Annotated in this window: 19 protein-coding genes and 2 pseudogenes; 8 read left to right on the top strand and 13 right to left on the bottom strand. The window is 72.4% G+C overall.

The window, feature by feature from the left end; all coding sequences use genetic code 11:
* Positions 1–60: 60 nt before the first annotated feature.
* Complete coding sequence (locus Phou_RS28020; RefSeq protein ID WP_173061062.1) at positions 61–1,005, bottom strand: NAD-dependent epimerase/dehydratase family protein; 945 nt, start codon at positions 1,003–1,005, stop codon at positions 61–63.
* 86 nt (positions 1,006–1,091) lie between these two features.
* Positions 1,092–1,493, bottom strand: coding sequence for an STAS domain-containing protein (locus Phou_RS28015; protein ID WP_281365090.1), 402 nt, complete (start codon positions 1,491–1,493; stop codon positions 1,092–1,094).
* A gap of 166 nt (positions 1,494–1,659) precedes the next feature.
* Here Phou_RS28015 and Phou_RS28010 point away from each other — a divergent pair, with 166 nt between their 5' ends.
* Entirely contained in the window at positions 1,660–2,388 is a 729-nt protein-coding gene (locus tag Phou_RS28010; RefSeq protein WP_173061056.1) for a GAF and ANTAR domain-containing protein, read from the top strand.
* 7 nt (positions 2,389–2,395) lie between these two features.
* Here Phou_RS28010 and Phou_RS28005 read toward each other — a convergent pair whose 3' ends face one another.
* The 4 genes from Phou_RS28005 to Phou_RS27990 form a co-directional block, all read right to left on the bottom strand.
* Positions 2,396–2,947, bottom strand: a complete 552-nt coding sequence (locus Phou_RS28005) for a dihydrofolate reductase family protein (RefSeq protein ID WP_246273904.1) — start codon at positions 2,945–2,947, stop codon at positions 2,396–2,398.
* 177 nt (positions 2,948–3,124) lie between these two features.
* On the bottom strand, positions 3,125–3,388 hold the full coding sequence (locus Phou_RS28000; protein WP_173061050.1) for a hypothetical protein: 264 nt from the start codon (positions 3,386–3,388) through the stop codon (positions 3,125–3,127).
* Between the two features lie 67 nt (positions 3,389–3,455).
* Positions 3,456–3,896 (bottom strand): Hsp20/alpha crystallin family protein, encoded by a 441-nt coding sequence (locus Phou_RS27995; protein WP_173061047.1) that lies wholly within the window; start codon positions 3,894–3,896, stop codon positions 3,456–3,458.
* Between the two features lie 43 nt (positions 3,897–3,939).
* A complete protein-coding gene (locus Phou_RS27990) occupies positions 3,940–4,308 on the bottom strand; it encodes a hypothetical protein (protein ID WP_173061044.1) in 369 nt (122 codons plus the stop codon).
* A gap of 113 nt (positions 4,309–4,421) precedes the next feature.
* Here Phou_RS27990 and Phou_RS27985 point away from each other — a divergent pair, with 113 nt between their 5' ends.
* Positions 4,422–4,571: a hypothetical protein gene (locus tag Phou_RS27985; protein WP_173061041.1), complete on the top strand. Its 150-nt coding sequence runs from the start codon at positions 4,422–4,424 to the stop codon at positions 4,569–4,571.
* Here Phou_RS27985 and Phou_RS27980 read toward each other — a convergent pair.
* The 7 genes and pseudogenes from Phou_RS27980 to Phou_RS55690 all read right to left on the bottom strand — a co-directional run.
* A complete protein-coding gene (locus Phou_RS27980) occupies positions 4,568–5,164 on the bottom strand; it encodes a hypothetical protein (RefSeq protein ID WP_173061038.1) in 597 nt (198 codons plus the stop codon). The genes Phou_RS27985 and Phou_RS27980 overlap by 4 nt on opposite strands.
* A gap of 97 nt (positions 5,165–5,261) precedes the next feature.
* Positions 5,262–5,924, bottom strand: coding sequence for a response regulator transcription factor (locus Phou_RS27975; protein ID WP_173061035.1), 663 nt, complete (start codon positions 5,922–5,924; stop codon positions 5,262–5,264).
* Positions 5,921–6,517 carry a sensor histidine kinase gene (locus tag Phou_RS27970; protein ID WP_173061032.1) on the bottom strand — a complete coding sequence of 199 codons (597 nt, stop codon included), beginning with the start codon at positions 6,515–6,517 and terminating at the stop codon, positions 5,921–5,923. The genes Phou_RS27975 and Phou_RS27970 overlap by 4 nt, the downstream gene beginning before the upstream one ends.
* Complete coding sequence (locus Phou_RS27965; RefSeq protein WP_173061029.1) at positions 6,484–7,020, bottom strand: hypothetical protein; 537 nt, start codon at positions 7,018–7,020, stop codon at positions 6,484–6,486. The genes Phou_RS27970 and Phou_RS27965 overlap by 34 nt, the downstream gene beginning before the upstream one ends.
* Before the next feature lie 24 nt (positions 7,021–7,044).
* Positions 7,045–8,127: a maleylacetate reductase gene (locus Phou_RS27960; protein WP_173061026.1), complete on the bottom strand. Its 1,083-nt coding sequence runs from the start codon at positions 8,125–8,127 to the stop codon at positions 7,045–7,047.
* 2 nt (positions 8,128–8,129) lie between these two features.
* The gene (locus tag Phou_RS27955; RefSeq protein WP_173061023.1) at positions 8,130–8,990 is read right to left on the bottom strand and encodes a dioxygenase family protein; all 861 of its coding nucleotides are present in this window, start codon (positions 8,988–8,990) and stop codon (positions 8,130–8,132) included.
* Between the two features lie 99 nt (positions 8,991–9,089).
* A pseudogene (locus tag Phou_RS55690) lies at positions 9,090–9,194 on the bottom strand (alpha/beta hydrolase fold domain-containing protein); the annotation flags it as partial.
* Positions 9,195–9,455: 261 nt separating this feature from the next.
* Between Phou_RS55690 and Phou_RS27945 the strand changes: the two are divergent.
* The 6 genes and pseudogenes from Phou_RS27945 (at position 9,456) to Phou_RS27925 (ending at position 13,734) form a co-directional block, all read left to right on the top strand.
* Positions 9,456–10,430 carry an aliphatic sulfonate ABC transporter substrate-binding protein gene (locus Phou_RS27945; RefSeq protein ID WP_173061020.1) on the top strand — a complete coding sequence of 325 codons (975 nt, stop codon included), beginning with the start codon at positions 9,456–9,458 and terminating at the stop codon, positions 10,428–10,430.
* Positions 10,427–11,251 carry an ABC transporter permease subunit gene (locus tag Phou_RS27940; RefSeq protein WP_246273903.1) on the top strand — a complete coding sequence of 275 codons (825 nt, stop codon included), beginning with the start codon at positions 10,427–10,429 and terminating at the stop codon, positions 11,249–11,251. The genes Phou_RS27945 and Phou_RS27940 overlap by 4 nt, the downstream gene beginning before the upstream one ends.
* Positions 11,224–11,940, top strand: a complete 717-nt coding sequence (locus Phou_RS27935; RefSeq protein WP_173061017.1) for an ABC transporter ATP-binding protein — start codon at positions 11,224–11,226, stop codon at positions 11,938–11,940. Before Phou_RS27940 ends, Phou_RS27935 begins: the two co-directional genes overlap by 28 nt.
* 167 nt (positions 11,941–12,107) lie before the next feature.
* Positions 12,108–12,553 (top strand): annotated as a pseudogene (locus Phou_RS55685) (methionine ABC transporter ATP-binding protein); the annotation flags it as partial.
* Positions 12,554–12,706: 153 nt separating this feature from the next.
* A complete protein-coding gene (locus tag Phou_RS55680; RefSeq protein ID WP_371872233.1) occupies positions 12,707–13,081 on the top strand; it encodes an NIL domain-containing protein in 375 nt (124 codons plus the stop codon).
* Positions 13,078–13,734: a methionine ABC transporter permease gene (locus Phou_RS27925; protein WP_173061014.1), complete on the top strand. Its 657-nt coding sequence runs from the start codon at positions 13,078–13,080 to the stop codon at positions 13,732–13,734. The genes Phou_RS55680 and Phou_RS27925 overlap by 4 nt, the downstream gene beginning before the upstream one ends.
* Position 13,735 lies beyond the last annotated feature (1 nt).

Genomic DNA, 13,735 nt, shown 5'->3' with positions numbered 1-13,735 from the left:
GGCTGGCAGGCCGGTGGCTGCGCGGAGCGCGAGTCCGCCGGCGATCGGTGACCGGCGGCGCTAACGCAGTCCCTCGGCGAAGCCGGTGCGCCAGCTCGGGTACCGCGGCGTCCAGCCCAGCTCGCGTTTGATCTTCTCGCTGGAGATCCCGCAGCCCTTCGTCATCATGTGCACCGGGGCCTGACCGGCCACCAAACGGATCGGCCAGCCCGGCACCCGGCGTGGCGGCTTGGCGCCGAGCGCCCGGGCCAGGACCGGCAGGACGTCGCGCGCCAGCGCCGGCTCGTCGTCGGCGACATGGTAGAGACCCGGCCTGCCGCGCTCGATGGCCGCGACCGTGGCCGACGCGGCATCGTCGATGTGCACCCACGACATCGTCGCGCCGCCGCCACCGATGATCGGCACCCGTCGCTTGCGGACCAGCTCGGCCATGACGGCGCCCGGTGCTTCTTCGACGCCGGTCCCCGGGCCGTAGAAGGCACCGTAGCGAATCGCGATGCCGTCGGCCCAGCCGATCCCGGTCACCGCCTCCTCCAGGTGACGTAGCGCGGCCACCGCGGGGGCGGCGTCCGAGGGCGGGTCCGGGTCGAGTCCGCCGTTCTCGTCGACGACCGGCCCACGGGTACGTTCCACCCAGATCGCGTTGCTCTGCGCCACGAATGTGCGCACACCGACGGCGCGCCCGGCGGCCAACAGGTTGTCGGTGCCTTCGGTACGCAGCCGGTTGGTGGCAGCCGCCATCCGCTTGACCTCTCGAAGCGTCGGCCGCCCGCCGATCGCGGTGAGCTGATTGACGATCACCTCCGGCTGGGCCTTGGCCACCGCCTCGGCCACCGCGCCGGCATCGAGCGCGTCCACCACGACTGCTTCCGCGCCGAGCGCTCGCAGCGCGCCGGTCTTTGCCGCCGAACGCGTCGTGCCCACCACCTCGTGACCGCGCGCCACGAGTTGGGCGACAAGGGGCCTACCGATCGCACCGGACGCGCCGGCGATAAAGATCTTCATGACGTCTCCTGTTCGTTCGTGCTCGCTAACACGAGACGAACCGACTCGACGCCCTATAACCGGCAGTTACCCAACTCACAAAGCGCCTAGCTCGACGGCGGCTGGCAAGCCGTGGCGAGGTCTGGGCGCAGGTCGAGCGCCTCGGCCATGCCGGTGATCGTGAAGACGCGCACCACGCCGGGATGCTTCGCGACCACCCGCAGGCCGGCCGACCGTTCACGCAGGTCACCGCGGGCTCGCACGAGGATCGACAGGGTGCCACAGGACATGAAGGTCACCCCTGACAGGTCACACACCAGCACGGTGGTGGCCGGATCTGTGGTGGCGGCTCTGACAGCGGCCTCAAGCAGCGGCTCGGTGGAGAGGTCGAGCTCGCCGCGAACGGTGATCACCAGGACACCCGGGCGTGGTCGGCTACTGCCAGTCACCAGCGACGCACGTTCCGACCTGTGGCGGTCGCCCTGGCGCGCGGGCCGTGACACCGTCATGCTGTGGCCTCCATGGGTTGCGCCCACCAGCGGTGCTTGCAGGGCGAACTCGTCAGAAGCGCACGGCTGACTGTGTAACCGTGAGCGAGCAGAAGTCTATCCGCCCGAGTGCCGGCCTCCCCGCCCCGGGCGGGCCTGTGCAGGCCATCTACATCACACTGTGACGATGACCGACGAGTTGATGCCGCTGGCCGCGGAGCTGGCCGAGATTACCCGCCTGGTCGAGGGGGATGACTTCGGCGCCACCCTGGACCGTTTCGTGGCCCGGATCGTCCGCACGGTGCCCGGCTGCGACGCCGCGCTCCTGACCGTCCGCTCCAACGGCGTCCTGCAGTCGGCCACGAGCATCGACGCGCTGGGCTTCGATCCGATCCTGCCGGGGCCGATCGTGGAGGCGGCCACCTTCGACGAGCCACGCCGCCTCGACGACGTCGCCACCGACCAGCGGTGGCCCAGCTTCAGCGCGCAGCTGGCCGGTGCCGGCTTCCACAGCTGCATCGCGCTGCCGCTGAGCACCGAGGGCGAGGACACCGCGGTACTCACCCTGCTGTCCCACACCGGCGGCCAGTTCACCGGCATCACCTACGACGTGGTTCTCCTGCTGACCCTGCACGCCGGCGTCATGTTCGACAACGCCGCCGTCTACCACGACAGCACCAGACTCATCGAGCAGCTTCGGGCCGCGCTGCGTACCCGCTCGATGGTCGGCCAGGCGCAAGGCATGCTGATGCGCCAGTTCAACATCGACAGCGAGCACGCGTTCGAGGCCATGAGACGCTCCTCGCAAAACAGCAACACCAAGCTGCGTGACCTCGCCGGCCTGCTCATCGCCGCGCACGAGCAGGGCGAGTTCGAGGAGCAGATAGCCAAGCTCGCACTCACCGCCGCCCGCTAGCCGACGGTCACGTGAGGACGCTAAAGGTCAGATGCGTGACGTTCGGTGACTCGACCGCCGCGGTCCGTTCGAGTTCGATGTGGTCGGTGCCCAGGTTGTCGAACAGGCGCACGCCAGCCCCGAGGAGCACCGGCACGAGCTGCACCACGATCTCGTCCACCAAGCCGGCCTTGACGAACCGCTGACCTGTCGTGGGCCCACCCATGATGAGGACGCTCCGGTCGCCGGCGGCTTGGCGCGCCCGGCTCACCGTGCTGTGGAGCCCATCGCTGACGAACGTGAAGGTGCCGCTGTTCATCGTCAACGGCTCGCGCGGCTCGCGCGTGACCACGAAGCAGGGCACCGGAAACGGCACGTCCTGCCACAGGCCGACGCCGACGTCGAACGTCCGTTTTCCGATCACCACGGCGCCGGTCGTCGCGTAGCGTTCTCGTGCCTGCGCCGCGTCGACCTCGCCGCCGTGAAACAGCCACTCGTGCAGCCGCTCGCCGCCTTTGCCCATCGGCTGTTCGGCGGTGACGTCAGGTCCGGCCGCGAAGCCGTCCAGCGACACGCTCATGCTCAACACCGTGCGGCCCATGTGGCGCCCCCGTCGCTCGCGTCCTGCGGAAACGGTAGGTACCCGCGGCCCCAGCGGTAAGGTCCACTTTCCCACCGCGGGAGTGGGCCACTGTGGCGCACATGCTGCTGCCCACGCCCCATCGCGAGTCGGGGCATGGGCAGCACGTAACGGCGACTACCGGCGCGGGGTGGGCGGTGAGCGTTGCCGAGCCGGCTGTTTGCGGCGCCGCGGCCGGTGGCGCAGCCGCGGCGGCTGGTCTTCAGGCTGTGCCGCACGCCGGGGTGGCGGCCGGTCCGCCGGTGTGGGGTGTGGTGCCGGTGGTGGCGGTTCCCAGGACGTCGCGATCAGCTCGTCGAACTCCGCGTCGACCGTTTCCTGGTCCGCGTACACGAGGTCCAGGAACGCGTCGTTGAGCGCCTTCTCCGCTGTCGTGGGCATCGCCACCACCTCGCACCATGCATGGCCCGGGACAGCGAACCGCTGTCGCCTGGCCGAAACGGGAACGTCAGGCGTGGATGGCCTTTCGATCGCCGGCCGCGGCCACGGCGATCTTGCGTGGCTTGGCCTTTTCCGCGACGGGGATCCGCAGTAGCAGGACACCGTTGTCGTAGCTGGCCTGCACGTGGTCGGTGTCTAGGCCGTCGCTGAGCAACAGCTGCCGGGCATAGACGCCCAGCGGGCGCTCGGACAGCTGCAGCTTCGCGTCCTCGCCGAGCTCGGGCGGGCGCCGCTCGGCGCGGACGGTGAGCACGTTGCGCTCGATATCGATCTCGATCGCGTCCGGTGCGACGCCGGGCAGGTCGAATGCCACGAGGAACTCGTCGCCGGTGCGGTATGCGTCGATCGGCATTGCGGTGGGCCGCGACCAGGTGCCTGTCGGGCCGCTGCCGAGAAGCTGTTGGGTGAGCCGGTCCAGCGTGTGGAACGGGTCAGTGCGCATCAACATCACTCCACCTCCCAATCCGTTGACTATCGGATGGTCAATGCGCTCACACATCTTCTATCATGTCGTCGTAACGATGACAAGCCCCTGTCATCGTGGCGATGACGGAGGAGTAGCGATGGCGGACCCGAAGGATGACGGGGTCCTGCAGGCCCTGGCCGTGCTCCGTGAGCTGCGCGACCTGCTGGACGAGTGGGAGCCTCAGCTGATCGAGGTCGCCCGCGCCAGCGGCTTTAGCTGGGCCGAGCTCGCACCGGCGCTCGGCGTGGCCAGCCGCCAGGCGGCGGAAAAGCGGTACCTCCGGCTGCGACGCACCGATCCCGACGATGCCGGCGTCACCCAGGACCAGCGGGTGCAGGCGGTCCGGGACCGCCGCGCCGGTGACCGCGCGGCTTCGGCCTGGGCCCGCGACCACGGCGCCGACCTGCGCCAGCTGGCCGGGCAGGTGAGCGCGCTGACCGACCTCGGCCCCACGCCCAGCCGAGCCTCGACCGCCTGCACGACGCTCTCGCCTCGGCCGATCCCGGCATGCTGGTGCCGCTCCTCGCGGCGACCCACGAGCACCTGCCCGACACCCACAACGCCCTCGCCGAGCGGGTCGCGCAGGTCACCCGCGACAGCGACCAGGCGCGCCACGACGGCCAGCACAGCCGGCAGCGAGCAGCTCCGATCACCTAGGAAGTCGGACTGGGTTGCCGCGACAGCCTCGGCCGGGTCCACCCCTCACCGGCGGCGACGAGAAACGGCACCAGCAGCACCAGGTCGACCAGGTGGGCGACCCATTCCACGCGCGGAATGCGGCTGACCGGAAACAGCAGCGCGCCGGCGCACAGCAGCAGGGCCACCGGGCGCGGCAGCCGGCGGGTACGGACCAGGCCGGCGCCGAGTGCGAAAAGCGCTGCCGGAAACATCGGGCCAAGTCCCCACAGCAGGATCCCCGCGGTGACCGGATGCGCGTCGAGGGCGGCCAGCGAGGTCTGCTCGTCCAGGCCGTACACGGACTCGAAGAAGCCCTGGAAGCCGAAGGCGGCCCCGCCCATCGCGCCGACGAGGGTCAGCAGAAGCACGACGGCGGCGTACCGGGGCAGGTCGGCGCGCATCCGGTCGAGCAGGGCGACGATCCCGTAAGTCCACAGTGGCATGGCGAGGACGAGCAGTGTGCCACCGGCCGGGCCGTAACGGCCGTCGCTCCAGAAGAACGTCGACGCGGCCAGCAGCGCCGGCCCGCCGGCGAGGCAGGCCCGGGCCAGCGGGGATGGATAGTCGGTCATGAGCCGATCGTGTCCGGCGCGCCGGGCCGTGGCCTCGTGCCCGCGGATGGTCGCGGCGTACGCGAACCGCGTACGCCGACCCTGACCCCTCAGGCGGTCAGACCAGCCATCCCGGCCGCACGAGCCGCGTCTCGTAGGCGAGCACCACCAGCTGCACCCGGTCGCGCGCGCCGAGCTTGGCCTGGATGCGGGTGACGTGCGTCTTGGCCGTGGCCGGGCTCATCCCGAGCCGCTGGCCCACCTCGTCGTTGTTGAGCCCGGCCGCGACAAGCAGCAGTACCTGGTGCTCCCGGTCGGTGAGCCGGTCCAGCCCGGTGCCGTCGACCTGCCGCGGCGGCCGGGCCGCGAACTCGTCGATGAGCCGCCTCGTCACGGCCGGCGACAGCAGGGCGCCGCCACCGGCCGCGGCCCGCACGCCGGCCAGGATCTCGGCGTGGCCGGCGTCCTTGAGCAGGAACCCGCTGGCACCGGAACGGAGCGCCTCGTACACGTACGCGTCGAGGTCGTAGGTGGTCAGCACGACGACCCGCACCGCGTCCAGGGCGGGGTCGGCGACGATCCGGCGGGTGGCGGCGAGCCCGTCCAGGCCGGGCATGCGCACGTCCATCAGCACCACGTCGGGCAGGTGGGCGCGGGCCAGCGCCACCGCCTCCTCACCGGTGCCGGCCTCCTCGACCAGCGCGATGTCCGGCTCGTCGAGGATCATCCGCAGCCCGGCCCGGACCAGCATCTGGTCGTCGGCGACGAGCACGCGGATCACCGGGCGCCGCCCCGTGGGAGCCGTGCCCGTACCAGGAAGCGGCCGTCACCCAGCGGCTCGGCGTGCAGCTCACCGCCGAGCGCCTCGGCGCGCTGCCGCATGCCGGGTATCCCGCTGCCCTGCCGCCCCGCCGTCGCACCGGCGCCGTCGTTCGTCACTTCGAGGACCACGTGCTCCGGCTCGTACCCGATGCTCAGCCGCAGCCGCCGCGGCCTGGCGTGCCGGGCGGCGTTGGTCAACGCCTCCTGGGCGATGCGGACGACGGCGCGTTCCACGGCCGCGGGCAGCGGGTCCGGCGGGCCCGGCGCCGTAAGGTCCACCTCGACTCCGGTGGCGCGGACCCGCTCGGCGAGCCGGGGCAGGTTGTCCAGCGAGACCGGCGGCTCCACCCCCGCCGGCTCAGTGGCGCGAAGCGCGCCGAGCGTGGTGCGGATGTCGCCGAGGGCCTCCCGGCTGGCGGCGCTGATCGTGGACAGCGCGGCCAGGGCGGCCTCCGGCCGCGTCCGGTGGCGGGCGATCGCCGCCTCGGCCTGCAGGTTGATCACGGCCAGATGATGGCTCACCGCGTCGTGCAGCTCGCGCGCGATCCGCAACCGCTCCCCTCGACCGCCCGCTGCCGGCTCTGCTCCAGGAACGCGCGCCGCACCCGATGCGCCTCGCCGGCGGCGACGACCGCGGCGAGCGTGCCGGCCACGCCGAACAGGTCGCCCCAGCTTTCGGCGGCCCCGCGAAGCGCGTCGGCGGAGCCCGCGACGAGGCACGCGGCAGCCACCGCGGCGACCGCGAGCAGCCGCCGGCCGGCCGCGGCGACGGCGAACAGCGCCACGACGAACGGCACGACCTCCGGCCCGGGCGGGAAACCCGCCAGGTAGTACGCCAGCGCGGCGGCGACCGTGAGCGCGAGCACCGCGGTGGGCCGGGTGTGCCGCCAGTACAGGGCGACGAGCGCGGCGGCCAGCAGCGGCACGCCCAGCGGCCAGGCCATCGGACCGTCGCCCGGCCCGGCCACCGACACCGCCAGCAACGCCGCGGTGGCCGCGGCCGCCACGGCCGGCAGCGCCAAGCCCGGCACCCGCCACACGGCCACCACGGTCACGCACCGATCGAACCACCGGCGCCGCTACACCGCCAGCGACGGCGGTACGCCGGGACGCGGTGATGCGCCATCGAACGCGGCTTGCAGCAGGTCGCGTACGCCGGCGCGGGTGACCGGGCGCGGGTTGGCGTAGGCGTCGCGGGTGGCGAGGCCGGCCGCGTGTTCAAGGTCCGCGGCGCGCATGCCCAGCGCACGCAGCGAGGGCGGTGCGCCCACGGCCACCGCGAGCCGGTGCAGGCCGGCTGCGCCGGAGTCCGCCCGGAGTGCCCGCGCGACGGTGGCGTCGGCGTCCGGGGCGTGACCGGCGTTGTACGCCATCACGTACGGCAGGAGCACCGCGTGCAGGCCGGCGTGCGGCAGGTCGAAGGCGCCGCCGAGCACGTGGCAGAGCTTGTGGTGCAGCGACATCGCGGTGCTGCCGAGGCAGGTGCCGCACAGCCACGCCCCGTACAGCGCCCGCGCGCGCAGGTCGGCGTCCGGCGCCGTGACCAGTGCCGGCAGCGCCTCGCCGAGGGCGCGGATGCCTTCCTCGGCGAGCAGGTCGACCGGCGGGGAGCGATCCGGGGCGTACAGCGCCTCGACCGCGTGGGCGAGCGCGTTCAGCCCGCTCGGCCCGGCGACACCGGGCGGTAGCGCGCGGGTCAGGTCGGGATCGTAGATCGCGGTGCGGGGCAGTACCCGCGGATCCCGGCCGGTCTTTTTTACCCCGTCTTCGGTCAGGCCCCAGATCGGGGTCATCTCCGAGCCGGCGTAGGTGGTCGGGACCGCCACGATCGGCAGCCCGTCGGCCCGGGCGATCGCCTTGGCGAGCCCGATCGCGGAGCCGCCGCCGATGGCGACGAGGCCGTCGGCGCGCAGGTCCCGCACGGCGGTGCGGGCGCCTTCGACCACGGCGGCGGGCACGTGCGCGACGGCCTGCGGCAGGTAGCCGGCGATGCGGTGGGTGTGCGCCGCGGTCAGCTCCCGAACGGTGGCCGCCTGCCCGGGCGTGGAGATGATCACCGGCCGGTGCAGTCGCAGCCGGCCCAGCTCGTCGGGCAGGGCACCGGCCGCGCCCTCGCCGAAGACGACGCGCACCGGCGACGGCTGGTACGTGAAGCCGCGCACTGTCACCCTCCACCGAGGACGATGTCGAACTCCACCTGCCGGAACGGGTTGGCAAGGCCGGCGGCCGCCGCCCGCGCCTCGTCGTCGACCAAAGTGAACTCGCGCACCAGGCTCGGCTTGACCGCGAAGACCGCGTCGGAGTCCAGGTACGGCCCGCCGGCCACGAACACGTGCGTGGTGACCGGATGGTGCCCGTCAGCCGCCGCGATGAAGTGGATGTGCGCCGGCCGGTAGGGGTGGCGGCCGGTCAGCCGGAGCAGCTCGCCGACCGGACCGTCGGTGGGGATCGGGTAGTGGCTGGGCACGACGGTGCGGAAGTGGAAGCGGCCGGCCGCGTCGGCGGTGAACAGGCCGCGGCCGTTGCCGGGCGGCTGCGCGTCGGGACGTTGCACGTCGTAGAAGCCGTCCTGGTCGCACTGCCACACGTCCACGGTGGCGCCGGGCAATGGCTGGCCGTCCTCTGCCCGGACGGTGCCGGCCACAAGGCAGGGCTCGCCGCGGCCGACAAGGTCGATCGAGTCGCCGTTGGCGCGCGGCGGCGACGCCACGACGTGGAACGGGCCGAGCACCGTCGACTCCGTCGCGGCGGCGCCCGCGCGGGCGTTGAGCGACTCGACCAGCGTGGAGACGCCGAGCACGTCGGAGAGCAGGATGTACTCCTGGCGCGTGTCGGTGCACGCTTGCCCGGTCGCGGTCAGGAAGCCGATCGCGGCCTCCCACTCGGCCAGGGTCGGCCGCACGTCGCCGACGAACGCGTGCAGGTGGCGCACCAGGCTGGCCAGGATCGTGCGCAGCCGTTCGTCGCCGGCGCCGTCGAAGCTCGCCGCCACGCGGGCGGTCAGGTCGGTCGATTCGGTACCCATGGGCCTATCCTCCGCCCAGTGCCCGCCGCAGCGCAGCTGTCTGCGACTCGCGATCCTGCCGGGACAGCGCGGTGTCGAGCACGTCGAAGCCGCGCACGCGATGCCTTCGTCGCGTAGCGGGTCCAGGTCACAGGTGAGCACGTAGGCGGGCGGGAGTCCGGCCAGGTCGCTCGCCCGCGCGGCGGCCGCGTACGGGCAATCACTTGACGCTGGCGGCGATCCGGTCGCACCGGCACCGCTGACGGCCGTCGGTGGCTCATACGCTCCGGCGGGCCGAGGACACCGGTCCGCTGTCGGTCCACAAGGGACGCCTAGCGGTCCGGCCCGCGGCTCGCGGCTTCGCGGTCGACCGCGGCGATCGGGGGTGCGGCGGCCGGTGCGCGCGGCCGCCTGAGTGGTCGATCAAAATGATGCCCGGCGATGGGACTTCCCACTAATCCCATCGGTTCAGTAGACTACGCGGCCATGAACAGGTCAGCGAACCGTGGCTACAACCGTGCCCGCCGGCGACTCGCCGTGCTCGGCGCCGTCGTGATCGGCGCCGCCGCCATGCTCACCGGATGTGGTGGAGGCGACTCGGGAGGCGAAGCCTCCCCACTGCGGGTGGGCTACCAGCGCTACGGGAGCCTGAGCCTGCTCAAGGCCCGCAACGAGGCGCCCGGCGTGACGTGGTCGCTCTTCGAGAGCGGACCAGCCCTCACCGAGGCGCTCAAGGCCGGGTCGATCGACATCGGCGAGACCGGCGAGGCGCCACCGATCTTCGCCGCCGCCGGCAAGATCCAGTTCAAGATCGTGGCGACCTCGGACGAGGTGCCGGAGGGTGAGGCCGTGCTCGTCAAGGAGAGCAGCGGCTTCAAGACCTTCGCCGACCTCAGGGGCAAGACGGTCGCGCTGAACAAGGGCTCCAACGTGCACTGGCTGCTGGTCAAGCTGCTGGAGGCCAACAACATGACGCTCCAGGACCTCACCGTCAGGTACCTCAAGCCCGCCGAAGGACGGCCCGCCTTCGACTCCGGGCAGGTCGACGCCTGGATCATCTGGGACCCGTACTTCGCGCTGGCCGAACAGCCCGGCGTGAAGGTGCTCGCCGACGCGACCGGGCTGGCCAGCAACCGCGAGTACATCCTGGCCGCGCCCGATGCCGTGGAGAAGAAGGCGGACCAGGTGCGCGACCTGCTCACCAAGCTCGACACCACCACCGAGTGGGGCATCGCCAACCCGGACGAGCGGGCCCGGGTGCTCGCGCCCGAGCTGAAGATCGACGAGGGCGTGGCCAAGCGGTCCCTGGCCCGCAGCGCCAAGCCGCTGGCCCCGGTCACGCCGGCGATCGGCGACGAACTTCAGGCCATCGCCGACGGGTTCGCCGCGCTGAAGCTGATTCCCGAGCCGATCGACATCAAGGCACGGGTGGACACCCGGTTCACCGAGGTGTTCACGTGACAGCGCTGGCCACGCCGCCGGTCGCCACGGTGCCGAAGGCGCGTACGAAGGCGCCCCGGCCCGCCCGGCGCCGGTGGCGGCGGCTCACCATGCCGGTCGTGCTGGTCGTCTTCTGGGAGACCGCCTCGCGCACCGGCCTGCTGCCCGAGGAGAAGCTCTCCCCACCCAGCCAGGTGCTGCGGACGGGCTGGCGGCTGGCCGAGGACGGCACGCTCGCCATCCACCTGCTCGACTCGCTGACCCGCGCCGGCGCAGGCCTTGCCATCGGCGCCGGCCTTGCCCTCGTCCTCGGCTCGGTGGCCGGCCTGCTGCGGGTCGGCGACGACCTTGTCGACCCGCCGGTGCAGATGGCGCGCATGCTCCCGCACCTGGCGCTGGTACCGCTGCTGATCATCTGGGTCGGCATCGGCGAGTCACTGAAGATCACGCTGGTGAGCCTGGGCGTGTTCTTCCCGATGTACTTCAACCTCTACGCCGGCATCCGCGACATCGACGAGCGGCTTGTCGAAGCGGCACGCACCTGCGGGCTCGGGGCGCTGGCCCGGATCCGCCACGTGATCCTGCCCGGCGCGCTCCCGGCCCTCTTCCTCGGCCTGCGCCTCGCCATCGGCGCCGCCTGGCTGAGCCTGGTGGTCGGCGAGACGGTCGCCACGCAGAGCGGCATCGGCTTTCTGATGATGGAGGCCCGCGAGTTCAGCCAGACCGACGTGGTCGTGGTCGGCCTGTTCATCTACGCCCTGCTGGGACTGCTGTCCGACCTGATCCTGCGGATCGCCGAGAGGAAGGCACTGACATGGCGACGCGGCCTGCGGGCGACGTAGTCACCGCGACCGGCGTACGGCGCGCCTTCGCCGACACGGTCGTGCTCGACGGCGTCGACCTGACCATTGCCGCCGGCGAAGTGGTTGCCCTGCTCGGCGGCAGCGGCTCCGGCAAGACCACGCTGCTGCGGATCCTGGCCGGCCTGGACGCCGACGCCACCGGCCACTGGCGGGTCGACGGCAGCCTCGCGGTGGTCTTCCAGGAGCACCGCCTGCTGCCCTGGAAGCGGGTCGCCGACAACGTCGCCCTCGGCGTCACCGGCCCCGACGTGCGCGGGCGGACCGCCGCGGCGCTCACCGAGGTCGGACTCGCCGGCCGCGAGCGGGCCTGGCCGGCCGAGCTGTCCGGCGGCCAGTCCCAGCGCGTCGCGGTCGCCCGCGCGCTGGTCCGCGAGCCGGACCTGCTGCTGCTCGACGAACCGTTCGGCGCGCTGGACGCCCTCACCCGCCTGCGGATGCAGGGCCTGTTCGGCCGGCTCCGCGCCCAGCACGGCTTCGCCGCCCTGCTGGTCACCCACGACGTCGACGAGGCGCTGCTGCTGGCCGACCGCACCCTCGTCCTCGACGGCGGGCGCGTCGTCCACAACGCACCGGTGCCGCTGCCCCACCCACGCGCGCCCGACGCCCCGGGCTTCGGCGCCCTGCGCCGGCAGCTGCTCGAACGCCTGGGCGTGCCCGCGCCGAGCTAAACGGGCGGTCCGCACGGCTGGCGGCGCAACGCGCTGCTAATAATACTTAACGAGTGGGATATGTGGGTTGGGTCACGCGGGCTTGATGAAAGGCCAGCGCCGCGAGCAGGGTTGTTCCGGGTCAACATCCCTATCGAATCCCACTTCTCAGGACGGACGTCAGCCCGGTGATCCGCATCAACGGCCTCCACAAGACGTACCGCGGCCGCGGCAGTGACGTCGTCGCGGTGGACGGCGTCGACCTGACCGTGCGCAAGGGGGAGATCTTCGGAGTCCTCGGCCGCAGCGGCGCCGGCAAGAGCACGCTGCTGCGCTGCGTCAACATGCTGGAGCGCCCGGACAGCGGCACGGTCACCGTCGACGGGGTGGACCTGGGCGCGCTCAGCGAAGACCGGCTCCGCAAGGCCAGGCAGCGGATCGGCATGATCCACCAGCACTTCGCCCTGCTCTCCTCGCGCACCGCGGCCGGCAACGTCGCGTTCCCGCTGGAGGTCATGGGGTGCCGCGGCGCGAGCGGACCGCCCGCGTGCGCGACCTGCTGGAGCTGGTCGGCCTCGCCGCGCGGGCCGGCGCGTACCCGGCGCAGCTTTCCGGCGGCCAGAAGCAGCGGGTCGGCATCGCGCGGGCGCTGGCCGGCGAGCCTTCCGTGCTGCTGTCCGACGAGGCGACGTCCGCGCTGGACCCGGAGACCACCGGCTCGATCCTGGAGCTGCTGCGCGACCTCAACCAGCGGCTCGGCCTGACCATCCTGCTGATCACCCACGAGATGGAGGTGGTCAAGCGGATCTGCGACTCGGTGGCGGTCATGCACGACGGGCGGATCACCGAGGTGGGTACCGTGCCCGAGCTGCTCGCCCGTCCCGACTCCGAGCTGGCCCGCGGCGTCTTCCGGCTCGGTCCCCCGCCCGACCTGCCCGGAGCCACCGTGGTGGACGTGACCGTGACCGGCGATGACGCGTTCATCTCCGACCTGGCCCGCGCCTACGACCTCGACGTGCACATCCTCGCCGGCGCGGTGGAGACGGTCGCCGGCGAGCGCGTGGGCCGGGTCCGCATCGCGCTGCCCGGCTCGCCGGAGGCGAACGAGGCGCCGCTGCGCCACCTGCGCGAGACCGGCCACACCGTGCGGGTGCCGGCGTGAGCTGGTCCGACATCTGGCCGTTGCTGTGGGAGGCCACCAAAGAAAGCGCCTACATGGTGGGCGTCGCCACCGCACTGACCGCGGTGGGCGGGCTGCTCATCGGGGTACTGCTCGTGCTCACCGACCGCGGCGGCCTGCTCGCCGCGCGCCCGGTCAACGCGGTGCTCGGCCTGATCGTCAACATTGGACGGTCGCTGCCCTTCATCATCCTGCTGGTCGCCATCATCCCGTTCACCCGGGCGGTGGTCGGCACGACGATCGGGACCACGGCGGCGATCGTGCCGCTCACCGTCGGCGCGATCCCCTTCTACGCCCGGATCGTCGAGACATCGATCCGCGAGGTCGACCGCGGCGTCATCGCGGCCGCGCGGGCGATGGGCGCGTCCCGGCCGGAGATCGTCCGCAAGGTGCTGCTGCGGGAAGCCCGGCCGGGCCTCGTCGCCGGGCTCACCATCACCGTGATCGCCCTCGTGGGCTACTCGGCGATGGCCGGCGTGGTGGGTGGCGGCGGCCTCGGCGACCTGGCCATCCGCTACGGCTACCAGCGCTTCGAGAACGAGGTGATGGTCGCCACCGTCCTGCTGCTCGTCGTCTTCGTCCAGCTCACCCAGATGCTCGGCGACCTTGTCGCCCGGCGGCTGTCCCATCAGTAGA

Source organism: Phytohabitans houttuyneae, assembly GCF_011764425.1.
GTDB classification, from domain to species: Bacteria; Actinomycetota; Actinomycetes; order Mycobacteriales; family Micromonosporaceae; genus Phytohabitans; species Phytohabitans houttuyneae.
Note: the sequence above shows the minus strand (reverse complement) of the source record. Positions and strands in the feature narration are given on the sequence as shown.

Bases quoted from the DNA above. Each gene is read 5' to 3' on its own strand.
- Phou_RS28010 (WP_173061056.1), top strand. From the start codon at position 1,660: ATGACCGACGAGTTGATGCCGCTGGCCGCGGAGCTGGCCGAGATTACC.
- Phou_RS27935 (WP_173061017.1), top strand. From the start codon at position 11,224: ATGGCGACGCGGCCTGCGGGCGACGTAGTCACCGCGACCGGCGTACGG.
- Phou_RS55680 (WP_371872233.1), top strand. From the start codon at position 12,707: ATGGAGGTGGTCAAGCGGATCTGCGACTCGGTGGCGGTCATGCACGAC.
- Phou_RS28020 (WP_173061062.1), bottom strand. From the start codon at position 1,005: ATGAAGATCTTTATCGCCGGCGCGTCCGGTGCGATCGGTAGGCCCCTT.
- Phou_RS27985 (WP_173061041.1), top strand. From the start codon at position 4,422: ATGCTGGTGCCGCTCCTCGCGGCGACCCACGAGCACCTGCCCGACACC.
- Phou_RS27995 (WP_173061047.1), bottom strand. From the start codon at position 3,896: ATGTTGATGCGCACTGACCCGTTCCACACGCTGGACCGGCTCACCCAA.
- Phou_RS27980 (WP_173061038.1), bottom strand. From the start codon at position 5,164: ATGACCGACTATCCATCCCCGCTGGCCCGGGCCTGCCTCGCCGGCGGG.
- Phou_RS28000 (WP_173061050.1), bottom strand. From the start codon at position 3,388: ATGCCCACGACAGCGGAGAAGGCGCTCAACGACGCGTTCCTGGACCTC.
- Phou_RS28015 (WP_281365090.1), bottom strand. From the start codon at position 1,493: ATGACGGTGTCACGGCCCGCGCGCCAGGGCGACCGCCACAGGTCGGAA.
- Phou_RS27955 (WP_173061023.1), bottom strand. From the start codon at position 8,990: ATGGGTACCGAATCGACCGACCTGACCGCCCGCGTGGCGGCGAGCTTC.
- Phou_RS27945 (WP_173061020.1), top strand. From the start codon at position 9,456: ATGAACAGGTCAGCGAACCGTGGCTACAACCGTGCCCGCCGGCGACTC.
- Phou_RS28005 (WP_246273904.1), bottom strand. From the start codon at position 2,947: ATGAGCGTGTCGCTGGACGGCTTCGCGGCCGGACCTGACGTCACCGCC.